Origin of the sequence: sulfur-oxidizing endosymbiont of Gigantopelta aegis (assembly GCF_016097415.1) — a bacterium.
GTDB lineage: Bacteria > Pseudomonadota > Gammaproteobacteria > GRL18 > GRL18 > GRL18.
In genome coordinates this window covers 1,722,373-1,738,173 of record NZ_JAEHGE010000001.1, presented here as the reverse complement: position 1 = coordinate 1,738,173, position 15,801 = coordinate 1,722,373, and the positions used below count along the sequence as shown (strand labels likewise).

The 15,801-nt window shown below is 40.0% G+C and carries 12 protein-coding genes, 1 pseudogene and 1 riboswitch; of the genes and pseudogenes, 8 read left to right on the top strand and 5 right to left on the bottom strand.

The window, feature by feature from the left end; genetic code table 11:
- The first annotated feature begins 386 nt into the window (after window positions 1-386).
- Together JEU79_RS08760 and JEU79_RS08755 are read left to right on the top strand one after the other, a co-directional pair.
- Window positions 387-1,337, top strand: coding sequence for a cupredoxin domain-containing protein (locus JEU79_RS08760; protein WP_198263808.1), 951 nt, complete (start codon window positions 387-389; stop codon window positions 1,335-1,337).
- 13 nt (window positions 1,338-1,350) lie between these two features.
- A complete protein-coding gene (locus JEU79_RS08755) occupies window positions 1,351-2,367 on the top strand; it encodes a multicopper oxidase domain-containing protein (RefSeq protein WP_198263807.1) in 1,017 nt (338 codons plus the stop codon).
- Between the two features lie 115 nt (window positions 2,368-2,482).
- Here JEU79_RS08755 and JEU79_RS08750 read toward each other — a convergent pair whose 3' ends face one another.
- The 4 genes from JEU79_RS08750 to JEU79_RS08735 all read right to left on the bottom strand — a co-directional run bounded on the left by JEU79_RS08750 (window position 2,483) and on the right by JEU79_RS08735 (window position 5,657).
- The gene (locus tag JEU79_RS08750; RefSeq protein ID WP_198263806.1) at window positions 2,483-3,100 is read right to left on the bottom strand and encodes a rhodanese-like domain-containing protein; all 618 of its coding nucleotides are present in this window, start codon (window positions 3,098-3,100) and stop codon (window positions 2,483-2,485) included.
- Window positions 3,101-3,138: 38 nt separating this feature from the next.
- A complete protein-coding gene (locus tag JEU79_RS08745) occupies window positions 3,139-3,849 on the bottom strand; it encodes a cupin domain-containing protein (protein WP_198263805.1) in 711 nt (236 codons plus the stop codon).
- Window positions 3,850-3,865: 16 nt separating this feature from the next.
- Complete coding sequence (locus JEU79_RS08740) at window positions 3,866-5,272, bottom strand: YeeE/YedE thiosulfate transporter family protein (protein ID WP_198263804.1); 1,407 nt, start codon at window positions 5,270-5,272, stop codon at window positions 3,866-3,868.
- Between the two features lie 100 nt (window positions 5,273-5,372).
- Window positions 5,373-5,657, bottom strand: coding sequence for a hypothetical protein (locus tag JEU79_RS08735; protein WP_198263803.1), 285 nt, complete (start codon window positions 5,655-5,657; stop codon window positions 5,373-5,375).
- A 237-nt stretch (window positions 5,658-5,894) separates the two neighbouring features.
- Here JEU79_RS08735 and JEU79_RS08730 point away from each other — a divergent pair, with 237 nt between their 5' ends.
- Window positions 5,895-6,881, top strand: coding sequence for an ABC transporter substrate-binding protein (locus JEU79_RS08730; RefSeq protein WP_198263802.1), 987 nt, complete (start codon window positions 5,895-5,897; stop codon window positions 6,879-6,881).
- Between the two features lie 434 nt (window positions 6,882-7,315).
- Here the strand turns inward: JEU79_RS08730 and JEU79_RS28455 are convergent.
- Window positions 7,316-8,476: pseudogene (locus JEU79_RS28455) on the bottom strand (IS3 family transposase).
- Window positions 8,477-8,512: 36 nt separating this feature from the next.
- On the opposite strand from JEU79_RS28455, the gene JEU79_RS08710 reads away from it, so the two are divergent.
- From JEU79_RS08710 to JEU79_RS08690, 5 genes are all read left to right on the top strand, one after another.
- Window positions 8,513-10,759, top strand: a complete 2,247-nt coding sequence (locus JEU79_RS08710) for a bifunctional diguanylate cyclase/phosphodiesterase (protein WP_198263800.1) — start codon at window positions 8,513-8,515, stop codon at window positions 10,757-10,759.
- Between the two features lie 134 nt (window positions 10,760-10,893).
- Window positions 10,894-11,144, top strand: a riboswitch (cobalamin riboswitch).
- 48 nt (window positions 11,145-11,192) lie between these two features.
- Window positions 11,193-13,073 (top strand): TonB-dependent receptor domain-containing protein, encoded by a 1,881-nt coding sequence (locus tag JEU79_RS08705; RefSeq protein WP_198263799.1) that lies wholly within the window; start codon window positions 11,193-11,195, stop codon window positions 13,071-13,073.
- 13 nt (window positions 13,074-13,086) lie between these two features.
- On the top strand, window positions 13,087-14,058 hold the full coding sequence (locus JEU79_RS08700; RefSeq protein ID WP_246540122.1) for a FecCD family ABC transporter permease: 972 nt from the start codon (window positions 13,087-13,089) through the stop codon (window positions 14,056-14,058).
- Window positions 14,059-14,847 (top strand): ABC transporter ATP-binding protein, encoded by a 789-nt coding sequence (locus JEU79_RS08695; protein WP_198263798.1) that lies wholly within the window; start codon window positions 14,059-14,061, stop codon window positions 14,845-14,847.
- A complete protein-coding gene (locus JEU79_RS08690; protein WP_198263797.1) occupies window positions 14,848-15,765 on the top strand; it encodes a cobalamin-binding protein in 918 nt (305 codons plus the stop codon).
- The last annotated feature ends 36 nt before the right edge of the window (window positions 15,766-15,801 follow it).

Below are 15,801 nucleotides of genomic sequence, written 5' to 3'. Positions count from 1 at the left end.
AAGTTTTCAGGGGTCATTCCTAGACTTAATGAGAGCAACATCAGGGTTTCCCCTAGTATTTTTAGTCATACAATATAGACCCTTTAGACTTAAGTATAATTTATTTATTTTTTATCTATACAAAAGTCTTGATCTTTTTTTATTTCAACATAATTGATGCAAATCATTGTATATTCAGATGCATGTTTTATAAGCATTTACTTTGCTTACAAACAATCAAGCAATTTCAATTTTATAAAACAGAACAAAAGGACGGTTATTACTGACAAAAAAAAACAACAAGTAATAACCGTATTCTTAAATTCCATATAAACACAAACGGGAGGATGTTTATTTTGAATAGAAGAAACTTTATTAAGTCTGGAGGAGCTGGACTTGCAGGAGTGATGTTTAGTAGTACAGGATTATTAAGCTGGACCGCTAGAGCACATGCAGCAACAATTGCTAAAACATTTTATATTACAGAGGGGACAATCACTCAACCGGATGGCGTTGATGTCTATTTTCGAGGCTATAGTGAAAACTCATCCAGCCTCAATGTACCAGGTGCACAACTGATCGTACAAGAAGGCGATACGGTTGCCATTACTATTGTCAACCTGCTTAGCACCGATCACAGTTTTGTGATTGATGGCGTTATTGACAGCGGTGTGATTGCTGCAGGTACCACAGTAAACTTTGAATTTGTGGCCATGAATGTCGGCACACAAATGTATTATGATGCGCTCAATGCACCCTATAATCGTCTTGTCGGTTTACATGGTTGCTTAGCCGTAATGCCTTCTGGCAGCGACAATGAGGTTTATGCTGGCAGTCCTACCTTTGTGCAACAATATTCTTGGATTACCAATGATATTGACTCAATCTGGCACAATGCCATTAGCAATGGTAACACGCCCACAAGTGCCTTTAAGCCAAATTATTTTACTTTAAATGGTCAAAGCATGCGCGTGCCGGGTCATCCTGATTATAAAAACCCCGATATAGACTCAGGCTATGCGCCTGATACACGTCTGGTAGGTTCAATTGGTGATCGTACCTTGGTGCGCATACAAAATGCTGGCCTATGTTCACACTCGATGCACTTTCATGCCAACCATGTTGAATGGTTAACCCGCAATGGGACTATTCGCGATGACGTCTGGCTAAAAGACACACTTTATTTACCCAACAATATCGGCAGTCTCGATGTTATCTATCCCTTTGAAACACCACCTGATGCCTGGCCACCGGTAACAAAGGGGCATTTCCCCATGCATAGCCATGATGAAATGACTCAAACAGCAGGTGGTGGTTCGTATCAATTTGGTTTAGCAACAACGATTTCATTCGAATAAGAGGGATAATATTATGCGTAGAAGTAGCAGAAGTGGTGGTGGTAGCACAACAACAAGTGGAAACACTGGCGGTGGCGGAGGAATGGGTGGTGCTTGCTACATATACCCTGGCGCCCCTGCAACTATCGGAGAAGTCACGCCGGATATTAGTTTTAACCGTGGCATCTATATGAATGGCAGTATGCGTATGGATGATGGCAGAAGTGTCACTGTCTGGGGCTTTACTGATGGTGGCGGAGGCATGGGTGGCATGGGGGGGCAATTCCCCTCCCCGGCAATTCGCGTCACTCAAGGTCAAGTCGTGCATGTCAATCTCAACGTCATGGGCAATATGTGGAAACACACTATTCACCATCATGGTATTGAACCCAGCACAGAAAATGATGGTGTGGGTCATTATTCCTTTGATGTCAGTGGCAATTATACCTACCAATGGAAAGCCTCACATGCTGGCACCTATTTTTATCATTGTCATACCAATACGGTATTACATGCTGAAATGGGTATGTATGGTGCGCTTATTATTGATCCACCTGAGGGTCAAGGTACATTGTTTTCTGGTGGTCCTAGCTATGACGTGGAAGCCATTTGGGCCTGTGATGAATTTGATTCGTCCTGGCATAATTTAGACTGGGCTGCAGGTACTTGTGGTGGTGATGTGGGTTTAAATGATTTGAACCCTGATTATTTTATTATCACAGGTGTTGATGGTGCACGTTCTGCCCTGACTGATCCAGCCGTTGCTGTGAACATGAATCTGGGTGAAACCTTATTGGTTCGCTATATTTGTGCCGGTTATCTTCCTCAGCGTATTAACTTTGGCGGTTTAACTGCGACGGTACACATGTCTGATGGTCGCGCATTACCTAGACCGATCCAAGTCACTGAACTTGAATCCTGTTCAGCAGAGCGCTATGACTGTATCTTTGAGCCTACATCAAGCGGTACTTATGAAGTTACTGTGGAATATTTACATTGGGTGACAGGTGATGTTTTGGGTACTGCAAAAACCCGCATCAATGTGAATTAGGATTTTGCATCTGTAGGGTGGGCACGGCTTTATCTGCCCACGCTGAAGGTGTCAATGAGTCAGCGTGGGCAGATAAAGCCTTGTCCACCCCACTTTTGTGCTTTAACTTAAAGCCTTACTTTGTGATATACATAAAATCCTTATCCATTGAGTAAGTCCATGGCAAGCCAGAATTCTTCCAGCCATTCTTCATCCGCCTACCCTTATTTTCACCTTTCTTAACCTTATCACCCTCATAACCATCAACCACAGTATACACCTTGGTATAACCTGCCTTTGCCAATACATTAACGGCTTTAGCACTGCGCTTACCTGAACGACACATAAGAATAACCGTATCATCTTTGTTCAGTCCTTTGGCTTTTAAACGGGCATCAACATCAGCCACAAAACTATCATTATGCTGACGTCTATAACGACGTTTCTTGCTATCCCATGCACTGGAGTCCATAAAATCAGTCGGTACATTGGCATCCATCACACTGGCTACCCCGAGATAATTCAGCTCTGAAGGCGTACGCACATCAAGAAACAAGGTCTTGTCCATATTTTTCATCGTATAGTCATAAGCCTGCGATGAAGTCATATAAAGCCCTAAGGTCGTTTGCTTTTTCTTACTCAAGTTAGCAAAGTCACCGGCCATGATAGCACCTGAAAATGACATCAATAGCACGATACTCATCAACATGGCAAGAAGCTGTTTTGTTTGCATATAGATCCTATTCGTTTTCATCATTGTTCTCCATTGATTAACAAAATAAAACTTAATAATCAGGCCAGAGTATATTCATTCTGTGAAATTTTTCGACAGCGAATATTTTTCTGGTCAAACCAGTTATCTGCCAACGGTTCAAACCAACTCCGCTGACTCCTCTGATACGGTGGTATAAAAAAGTCCAACATTCGGCATTCTTTTGAAATTGAACGCAGAGCATGAATATTGCCCTTGTTTGGGCTTAATACTGCCGTATCACCCTCTGTTAAAATCTTGCGTGAAACTCGCATGAGTTCAACTTCATTATTGTTCTCATCAAGATACTTTTTATTTTCATCGAACAACCACACTTCAGCTGCGCCACTGATAATCCGAACCATACCCGTTGCACCGGGATGATCATGTAATTGCACCATCGATGATTGGTCAATATTAAGAATGCCGCCATTAATATTGCCGCGTTTCATTAAGCGTTGCCACAACCAATAACGATTACCACTTTCGTAAGACTGCTCCACCGCATTTTTAAATGAGCTGGAATTAATATCAAGCTGTGATAACAAGTCTAAACCTTGTTTTGACAATTCATTTTGTGCTATAGAATGACTGTCTTCAAACCTTGATAATAATTCCATTTGTTGTTTAAAACCTATCCAGTCCAATGTTTTACTATTAGAGTTCACAATTGATTCTGAATTAGCCATTGCCCAAGGTGGAAACAATAAACTACTGACTGCACCCAGTAATATTTGTCTCCGATTTAGCATAACAAGCACTCCTATTTTATTTTTTCTCAAAGCGTGAAAAATATTTGATGGCCAAATCATCATTATTATTAGACATTAAATCTTTAAAGTTATAGCCCGTTAAACGCATACCGCGCCTAATACTCCAATACAACAATCCTGCGACTAAAATTCCATAAGCCAAACCAACAAAGGCTTGTATAGTAGGATCATGACTAAATATATCAGGCACATGTTTTACTTTAGTAATAGTGGTATCACGCGCAAGATCTTCCCAAAAGTCTTGATATAAAGTATAAGGTAAGTAACCTAACAAGAAACCAGGAAATGCAGCTACAGCGGTCATATAGCCAAGACCTAAGCGCATATAAGTACGGATCTCACAACCAATCATCGCCACTGAACCAAAGCCCTGAAAAGCCGCACCTAATAATAGAACCCAAGTAGGGTTCATACCCAAAGGCAGTTTAATATCATAGAACTGCCAACCAATCATAATTGCCCCCCATAATAATAGGATCTCAATAAAAATTGCCGTGAAAGGTGACATAGAGCGAAACATAAAACGGGTTGAGCCGGGAATGCGCCATTTCTTCTCAAAGAAATTTTCTTTGTGCTCAAGCCCCATGGAGATTTCAGGGGTCATAAAGGCACACTCTGTTCCGAAACCGGTTTTGGCCATACCGACACCGGCAACCAGACCAATCAATAAAAACCAAACCATCATCGCCCAACCAATAGAGCTTATGGCATAGTTCCAACCAAAGAGTCCATCTTCGGTACCATAGACAAAGGAACCCACGATAGCATTACCAAAAAATGCAAACATAAAGACCAGAATGGTTATTCTTAGCCAGTCTCGGTTTGGGTTATAGTCTCGACTGGCTTCACAGGCAAGGCCATCAAGTGCCATTTTACCACCCTGCTTGGCGCCCAGTTCTGAGGTTGAACGATTTTCCTGCCCTTTAAAGACATGGCCAATTTTCATCACACTCATGAGATAAAAAGTCAAAAATCCCGCAGGGAGGATAGTGGTTAAATATAATAATGAAGCAGTGGACATAGAAGGCAAGCCACCGAGAAAATGATGAGTGGTACAGCCATGAGCCAGACGAGTACCAAAGCTAAAAACAAAACCGCCAACAAATGCCAAAATGAGTTCTTTGGTAGGATATTTCACCCAGCCGCGTGATTCACCCTCGGCGCGTGCGACTAACCAAGCACCCAACACAACCCCAATAATAATCCAGTGAACATTGGGATCATAAGCACGAGACCACCAGTCAATGCCTGGGGCGACTGTCTGCTCAAATGCGGCGGTCATTTCCACCAAGCCTGTCGTTAAGCCAATGGGTTTCTCTAGCACCACATAATTCATGATTTCAGCGACACCAACAAAAACACCGCTGATCCAAAATGGCCATTGTTTACGCAGACTTAACATGAAATGATCCTTACTTTATATTATTGACAGTATTTTATTAGCTGTTTTACCTGTTTTATTCTATTACTTTAAGATGTTAACAATTAGATTGTGGTCGATCTTAACAACCACCCTCTTCTGAAATACGCACAACGACTTTTTCAAACTTACGCCATGCATCTTTATTGCTAATATCTTGTTTAATAGCATTACGATAGGCTTCTAAAGCCAAGGACAACTTTCTTTTCTTGGTTAATTTATCGCCCTTCATCATACAATCATCCACCGAGCTACAATTGACTTTAAACTCTCTTGCTTGCACGGTTGAGGTATAAAACGAGGCACTTAGTATCGCGGCAATAATGATTGAATTGAATTTTATTAAATTAATTTTCTTAGAAATCATAAACACTCTCCTATTATTTAGTATTATTTTATTTCACATATTAACGCCCTTTCTATGCTTTTGGTCTTGACGCACATCAATAAAAGATAAAGTCTTCCCTATATACTTATTTATTCACAGAAAAAAACTTCAAATATAACTATTATTAATATGATATAATCACATACAAATTACATGGAATACATTTTAACAGTAGCTTTGACTGTAACAACAGGAAAAATTTTAGGGACAAATCTTATGAGCTTAATATTTAATCAGAAATTGCTTATTAAGAAAAAAGTCATTCTTTTATCTTTTTTGTTATTATCACTCATCTTAAGTCAATCTGTTCACGCTAAAAAATGCCTGTATATCGCCTCCTATCATCAGGGTTATGAATGGAGTGATGGCGTAGAAAGAGGCTTACGCTCTCAATTAGAGGGCAAGTGTGAAATTAAACAGCTTAATATGGACACCAAGCGTAATCCCGATGAAACCTTTAAAAAAGCGGCCGGATTAATTGCCCGAGACTTGATTCTTTCATGGCAACCTGATGTCGTTATTGCTTCTGATGACAACGCCTCTCGCTATGTCATACAGCCTTATTTTAAAGATCATGACATTCCCTTTGTTTTTTGTGGCATAAACTGGACTGTCGATGCCTATGGCTACCCTTATAGCAATGCCACTGGCATGGTTGAGGTCGCCCCCATCATGGAGCTATTTGATAAAGTATCAGCGGTGATTGGTATGCCTCATAATGTATTTTATCTAGGAGTTGATGTTTTAACGGAAAGAAAAAATTTTTCTCGTTTTGAAGAAGAGGCAAAAATACGCAACATTCAAATTAAAAAAGGTCTGGCAACAACGGCTCAAGAATGGATGGACTTTTATATCGAAGCACAAAATTATGACTTTGTTATCATTGGTGGCAATGCCGGCATCAATGATTGGAATAAGACGACCATTTTAGACACCATTCATCAGCACACACAAAAATTAAGTGTGACCATTCAAGGCTGGATGGTTCCTTATACGATTTTAGGCTTAACTAAAATACCCGAAGAACAGGGCGAATGGGCTGGTCAGGTTGCCTTGTATATTCTTGACGGTGCAAAACCTTCAGACATTCCCATTGTATCCAATAGAAAGTGGGATATTTGGATCAATGAGGTTATTTTAAAACATACCACGATCAAAATCCCATTATCACTGAATAAAAAATCAAAAAAAGTAAAACATTAATCCCCTAACATCAATGCATAATGATTAATCACTAGAATAATAAAAATACATCAATGACCATAAAAAACAACTACAAAATAATTTTAGGCGCACTTATTTTTTCATTTATCGCCATTGCTCTATCTTTGTTTATGGAGTATCAATGATGTGTCAACACTTTTCCGGACAGTTTTCTAAATATTTTTTTGGCTGTTTCAAGTGATTTTTGTCATTTTGTATTTCCTATCATTTTAGTTTCTCATGTTAACTTTAAACAGATGAAGAGAAAGGGCTTTGCCCTCTGGAACGATAGAGCCGTTCCATTCACCCAAGGTATTTTCACAACGGTAATGATCCTGTTACAATATCTTCACGGCACAGGCTGAGGAGCCGATGGCCGTCAACGGTAATGGGCGGCATTTATGTCGCCTTTTACCCCTCTTCAATCAATCGATTTAAGCTATTTCCTGCTGTATTTCATAATCGACTGGTGACAAATAATCATTAGCCGAATGAAGTCGCTCCCGATTATAAAATACCTCAATATATTCAAATATTGCCTGCTTTGCTTCTACTCTGGTTTTGAATCGACAATGGTGCGTCAATTCAGTTTTCAAACTATGAAAGAAGCTCTCTGATACAGCATTGTCCCAGCAATTTCCTTTGCGGCTCATAGACTGAATTATGTTATGATCCGACAATATTTTTCTATGACTATCAGAGGCATATTGGCTACCTCGGTCAGTATGCCAAAGCAATCCATCCATTGGTTTACGCTTCCATATGGCCATCAGTAAAGCATCATTGACTAGCTTGGCTTTCATTCGCTCATCCATCGACCAGCCAACAATTTGCCTAGAGAATAAGTCAATGACAACCGCTAAATATAACCAGCCTTCCTTGGTGGCAATATAGGTAATATCACCCACATAGTAGCGATCAGGTTGAGAGACAGTAAACTCTCTTTCCAGTAAATTTGGAGATATACGCTTATTATGCTTGGAATTAGTCGTCGCTTTAAAGCGTCTCTTCGTTTTACAAAACAAACCGGCTTTTTTCATTAATCGACCAATTCTCCGGCGGCTTATATGAACGCCTTTTTCAGCCAGTTTTCTTTTAAGACGACGGGTTCCATAAGTCTTGCGACTGTCTTCAAACAGTTTTTTAGCTGCTCAGTAAGCGCTTCATTTTCTTTCTCTCTATCCGTTTTAGGAGAGCTAACCCAATCATAATAGCAACTACGGGAAACATCCATAAAACGGCACAGAATCGTTACCGGGTAATCTTTAGCCTGATCAGTTATCCATGCGTACTTCACAAAGTTTCCCTTGCAAAGTACGCTGTGGCCTTTTTAATAAATCACGCTCCTGAATCACTTTTGCCAATTCTTTTTTCAGACGTTTTACTTCATCATAAATGTGTTCATCACTTCTATTGGCTACCGTCTTCACCGGTTTGGAATATTTACTGATCCAGGTATGTAGAGTATTTACATTAACACCTAGCTCCCTGGCAGTCTGAGAAACGGATTGATCCGTCTCATTAGCTAATTTGACAGCTGATTCTTTAAATTCTGATGTATAGCTTTTATTCGGTTTTTTTGTTTGATCATTCATTTTAGGTCACACTTTTTATCTTTTAGTTATTTTAAGTTGTGTGTCCGGTTAAGTATAGCCACATTACAACGCTTAAATGAAGATTTTAAAGCTGATGTATCCAATGTCAACCGTACGCTTGGCCAACAAATTTCCAGTGTCGAAACCATTCTTATTTCTTTAACTGGCCTACATCATGCCAGCGATCATCTCAACCAGGCAGAGTTAAGTAGTTTTTCTGAACAAATGCTCAAAGCCTACCCCTTTGTCGATGCAATTATTGGCATGGAAAAAGTAAGTCCTAACGCTGTCCATAAATTTGAGCAACGAATGAATAAACAGGGCTATATCAATTTACAATTAATCAAACATGATACGAATGAAAAAAAATTCTTTTTACCCATAAACTTTGTCGAACCAATGACACCAATCTCTGCCCGCTTATTAGGTATCGATATTTATTCACAAGCAAACATAATATCAACCATCAACCATGCCATTGACAGCGGCAAGATTGCCGCCTCTAAAATAACCCATGATTTAGATTTCAAACAACCCAGTATATTAATGTTAAAAACATTATATTTAGGTCGATATCCACCAAAAAGCAAAACTGAACGCACCAATATGCTATATGGGCTGATGGCACTCAAAATTGACATTAATAATTTTATCGCCTTTCTTGATTTGAAAAAATTCAATTTAAAGGGTAATTTAAACAATTTATCCGGGGCAGCATTCAGTGACAACAAGACAAATGAAATCGATTTTAAAGTATCGTTGACTCAGTTTGTTTTTGTTGAAAAATTCAGAGTATATGGTCAAGATTATCAGCTAAATCTTGAGCGTGACATTAATCTAAAGATGATTAGTTTACTGACGATTTTTAGTTATTGGTTAATAAGTATATTCATTTACATTATTGTTGTACGTATTATATTAAAGCGCCAAGCTTCAGAAGAAAAAATTCGCTATCTTGCTTATTACGACTCCTTAACAACATTACCCAATAGAACCACTTTTAAAGAACGTCTGCAACTGTCCCTTCAAGAATCAAAAAAAGATCAGACCACGGGTGCCATCCTATTTATGGACATTGATGAGTTCAAACGCATTAATGATACCCTAGGCCATGATGTCGGTGATGAGCTATTAAAACAGGTTTCAAAACGATTGACCCAGCAAATGCGCCAGAATGATTCACTTAACCTTGGCAGTCTCATTGACTCAAAGAACTTTGTCACACGCTTAGGGGGTGATGAATTTACCTTACTACTCAACGATATAAAAAATAAAAAATCCGCAGGACTTGTTGCCAATCGAATATTAGAGCATATATCTCAACCCTTTCATTTAAAACACCATGAAGTATACGTCACTTCCAGCATCGGCATCGCTCTTTTCCCTAGAGATGGCAATAATGTAGAACAACTTTTGAAGCATGCTGATATCGCGATGTATCACGCCAAAAACATGGGTAAAAACAATTACCAGTTTTATCTGAAAGAAATGAGTTCCCATAGTGAAAAACGCTTAGACTTAGAATTAAAACTTCATCAGGCACTTGAAAACCACGAATTTCAACTGCATTACCAACCACAAATTGATACCCATAACAATAAGATTGTTGCTGCCGAGGCATTAATACGCTGGCAGCAAAGTGAATTGGGTATGGTATATCCCGATGATTTTATTAGTCTCGCCGAAGAGACCGGACAAATTTTTACCATTGGTGAATGGGTCATCAATGAAGCCTGTAGACAAAATAAAATCTGGCAAGACGCTGGCCTTGAACCGACTCGCATTGCGGTCAACTTATCCAGTCTACAGTTTATGCAAGAAGGCTTATGTCAAATGATTGCCGATATTTTACATAAAACTCAATTAAAACCCGAATATCTGGAACTTGAAATCACCGAAACAATTATGATGCGCAATATTGAACAAACCATTGCGATTATTAATGAGCTCTCTGAAATGGGCATCAATGTCTCCGTCGATGATTTTGGCACCGGCTATTCGTCATTAAGTTATCTGAAAAAATTCCCTCTAGAGTCACTCAAAATAGACAAATCATTTGTGTTAGATATTCCTGAAGACAAGGACGATATGATGATCACCTCTGCGATCATCTCAATGGCCAAGAGCCTAAATCTGAAAGTAGTCGCTGAAGGTGTTGAAAGTAGCGGACAAGTTGAGTTTTTAAAGCAACATCAATGTGACTTCATGCAAGGATATTATTTCAGTCGCCCCGTCGCAGCCGATGACTTTGCTACCTTACTCGCCAAGCTTTATTTTGACTAGAAACTGAAGCAATCATTATCTGCTTTACCTCCCTGCCCTGCCTCACCAAAAACATCATAGTTCTATACCTCTGCAAAAAACTATTAAGAGATAGTCATGCATTTATTAATTGACAGCTATACCCTAGCCAACTAGAATACCTGCGATTTTATGGCGTTTTATTACTATTTTTTAATAGCAATATAACTGGGAAGTTGGTGAAAAACCAACGCTGCCCCCGCAACGGTAATTGATTGTACGATAACAAAGCCACTGTATGACACTTGTTTATAAACATTTTTATAAACGTTTTTATAAACATTGTGTTACAAATAATATGGGAAGGCGTTATCAGACTTATTTGTCCTTCATAAGCCCGGAGACCTGCCATAAAAACATAACCTTATTTTTATTAATTTTTACACACGGGGTGTGTGTTTTTAAGGGATCAATCATGACTCATAAATCACCTTTTTTCAAAATAGCTCTCTCTGTTTCTACCTTAAGTGTTTTTCTCACACCGGCTATTGTTCAAGCTGAATCCAGTGAAAACATGCCACAAATAGTAGTAACTGCCACTCGAACAGCCAATACGGTTGATGAAACATTGGCACCCGTTACCATTATCAGTCAGGAAGACATCAAACGTACTCAAGCAAGTTCTCTCAGTGAATTATTAAGGGCAACGCCCAGTATTAGTCTTACCAGCAATGGTGGCTTTGGCAGTAATAGTGGTATTTCTCTACGGGGCACAAATACTGATCATGTACTTTATATGATTGATGGAGTACCTATAGGCTCTGCCACCAGTGGCACAACAGCTATTCAATACATTCCGCTATCACAGGTCGAACGCATAGAAATTGTACGTGGTCCTCGCTCCAGCCTATACGGTTCAGATGCTATTGGTGGCGTTATTCAAATCTTCACCAAAAAAGATAGCCAGAAAAACATTACTGCCAGTGCAGGTTATGGTTCAGATAATACTAGAGAAGTGACTGCCAGCTACGCGAATAGCAATGAGCAATCCTATTTTTCCGGAGGACTATCAGCCTTTAATACTGATGGCTATGATTTTTTCGGTCATCAATTTGCCTGGCCTTCACCCGCAGCCAATGCGGCTGACGAAGACGACGATGGGTACGAAAATTATTCTTTATCCTTAAATGCAGGCCATCAAGTAAATAATGACTTGAAATTATCAGGCATATTTTTACGCAGTCAGGGTGAAAATGAATATGATGGCTACGGTAATAAAAACACCCGTACTGAATTCACTGAGCAACTACTCAGTGGCACAATTGATCTTAGCCTTTCTGACTTGTGGACGACACATCTTAAACTGAGTCGGAACTACGACAAACAGTATAATCAGCTCAGTGCTGGTACAGCCCAATCAAAATTTAATACCAAAACCGATTTACTCAGTTGGCAAAATGACATCACCATCAGAGATTATGATCTATTAAGTCTTGGCATCGATTATAAGGATGACAAAGTCGATAGCAGCACTGAATTTTCAGAAAAGAGTCGTTGGAATAAAGCTGTTTTTGCTCAATATCAATATCTGGGGGATATTTTTAATACCCAGGTATCTGTACGCTATGATGACAATGAAGCCTTTGGTTCTCACAATACTTGGAATATGGGAACAGGCTTTAATCTTGATAAAAACGTGCGTATCACAACGTCTTATGGCACAGCCTATAAAGCACCCACATTTAACGATATGTACTGGCCCGCTGATGCTTTTTATTCGGGCAATCCGGATTTAAAACCTGAAGAGTCAAAGACATTTGATTTTGGCGTAGAAATCACCACGGGCAATACGCTCTGGACAGCCCATTATTTTGCTACAGAAGTCACAAACTTAATCACTTACGTGAGCTCATATCCTGCTGTCAGTATGATGGAGAATGTAGACGAAGCCAATATTGATGGTGTCGAATTGACAGTCGCTACGGAATTGTTTGGTTGGCAGTTAGGTGCAAATGCCTCTTTCATTGATCCGATCGATGATTCAACAGGCAAAATGCTCTCTCGTAGAAGCAAACGCAATCTAAACATTTCACTGGACAGTTCTTCAGGGGCATTCAGCTATGGGGCATCCGTCACTGCTAGCTCAGAACGCTTTAATAAAACCAATGAGAGAGAACAACTACCGGGTTTCGGTTTAATGAATATTAGAGCCGCTTGGAGCATCAATCAACAATGGACGCTCAAAGCCAAAGTTGACAATCTCTTTGATAAGCAATATGTACTCACTCAAAGTGGTGGAATAGACTGTAATCAGCCTGATCGTTTTATTTTCACTTCTATTCATTATGAGATGTAACAGAGGATAATCATTGGCACAACATCCATTTCTTGTTTTAAGCGGTCTTTTTCTACTGCTGATTGCTAGCTTCATTTTTGCTCTCGTCACTGGTTCAAGCAACCTGACACTGGCAGAGCTGATGGCGCTAATGGATGCCTCTGCAGAGCCACTACATCACACGCTAGTGTTTGATTTACGTCTGCCACGGGCATTGGCAGCCTTTGCTGCGGGTGCCTTATTATCACTTGCTGGGGTATTGATGCAGGTGCTATTAAGAAACCCTCTCGCTGATCCTTATGTGCTGGGTGTTTCCGGTGGCTCTGCCCTCGCGGCTTTATTGGCCATGCTCTTAGGCCTCAATACTTTTTGGCTAACCGGCAGTGCTTTTATCGGCGCTTTGCTGTCTATTTTTCTGGTCTTTTCCTTTGCGCATAGTCGCGGTAGCTGGACTATATCTCGTCTATTGCTCACGGGGATCATTCTGGCCTCTGGCTGGGGTGCATTGATTAGCTTTGTCTTAGTCATTTCCCCTCCGGAAAAAATCCATGGCATGTTATTCTGGCTGATGGGTGATTTATCCTATGATCGCCCCTTATTGCCTGCCTATATTATTCTTCTCATTGGTCTCGTCTCGACTCTTAGCATCAGTCGTTCACTGAACATTCTTCTCTGGGGTGACTTACAAGCAGGTAGTTTGGGCGTTAACACCAAACGATTACGCAACACCCTATTTTTTCTATCCTCATTACTCACTGCTGGCGCAATTACGCTGGCAGGCAGTATTGGTTTTGTTGGCTTAGTGGTTCCCCATTTAATGCGTTTAGTCATTGGCACTGATCACCGCTTACTCTTACCGGCCAGTGCGCTAATGGGTGGTTCACTCTTAATTATTGCAGATACCCTGGCAAGAACACTGCTGGCCCCCCAGCAATTACCCGTGGGAATACTCACAGCACTTATCGGTGTGCCATTGTTTCTTTATTTGTTAAAAAGGAGTCAATAAATGACTCTACAATGCAATGATCTCAGTTTGTCTATTGCCGATAAAAATATTTGTAAGGCATTAAACATTGACTTTAAGCCGGGGGAATTTTGGGGCATTATGGGGGTTAATGGGGTCGGTAAAACCAGCCTGCTAAAAGTCCTGATTGGTTTAAATCATGACGACAAACATATTCATACTTCCGGTACAGTAACCTTAGACAAAAAAAACATTCAGCATATAAAACGCTTTGAGTTGGCACAAAGTATGGGCATGATGTTGCAGGAATATGAATATAATTTTCCCTCAACCGTCCTTGAAGCGGCACTTATTGGACGACACCCCTATATTAAACAATGGCAATGGCTAAACCAGTCCGACCAACGAATAGCACTGGATGCTTTAGACTTGGTTGAACTTAAACACTTATCTCATCGACAGGTAAGCACCCTATCCGGTGGTGAAAAAAGACGCCTAAACCTTGCCACCTTACTGACTCAAAACCCCGAATATTACCTATTGGATGAACCGGTTAATCACCTTGATATTAAAGCGCAATTAAATATTCTCAGTCTATTGCAAGACAAATTTTCTTTGGGGCAGCAATGCGGCATTATGGTCATTCATGAGCCTAATCTGGCCTATCGTTTTTGTGATCACATACTCTTACTTTTTAATGATGGCCATTATTTGTCAGGGGAGACAGATGCAGTATTAACGCAGGACAATTTAAGCCAACTCTATGACTGCCCTATTCATCAAATCGACGATGCACAGCATCGACTCTTTATCCCATTGGCGAAACCATAAATGCAGTCAAATATTTTAAAACCCCGTTTATCTACGTCAGTGTTTAGCTTATTTTTTCTCTTGGGGTTTTCCAGCCATCATGCCAAAGCAGACATACAAATAAAGGATGATAGTGGCTATCTATTACACTTAATCCAGCCCGCAAAACGCGTTATTAGCCTTTCTCCCGGATTGACTGAACTAATCTATGCAGCAGGTGGTCAAAAGGTAATTAAAGGGGTTGTGAGCTATAGCGATTACCCTGAACAAGCAAAATCATTGAAACAGATAGGCAGCTACAATGCCTTAGATATGGAAAAAATTCTCCTCTTAAAACCTGATTTAATTGTGGCTTGGAAAAGTGGCAATCCCGTACATCAAATAGAACAACTAAGAAACTTAGGCTTAGCCGTTTATGTCAGTGAACCCAGTGATTTTATGGCCATTCCAGAGACTATAAAAAAATTCGGAAAACTCATGGCAACCGAAACCATCGCGAATCAAAATGCCAATGAATTCACCCAAGAATTTAACCACTTAAAACAGCATTATAACAACAAGAAAAATTTGTTTAATTCCGCTAGCAAGCCAAGGGTGTTTATTCAAATTTGGAATAAGCCCGTCATGAGTATTAATCAGGCACATTTAATTTCTAAGGTGATTAGTTTTTGCGGTGGGGAAAACATTTTTGCTCAGACAAAAAGCTTAACCAGCAACCCATCGATTGAGGCAATTCTTTCTGCCGATCCGGAAATCATCATTGCCACAGGCATGGCTGATGCATCTAAAGTCTGGTTAAATCGCTGGCGACAATGGGCATTTTTAAGTGCAGTAAAAAACAACCGGCTCTATGCCACGAATCCCGATCATTTAGTGCGCCACACACCTCGAATTTTATTGGGGATAAAAGAAGTGTGTCAGCTGATTAATCCAGAATAAATCATGTTCCGGCAATAAAGCATTCACTTAACCCAA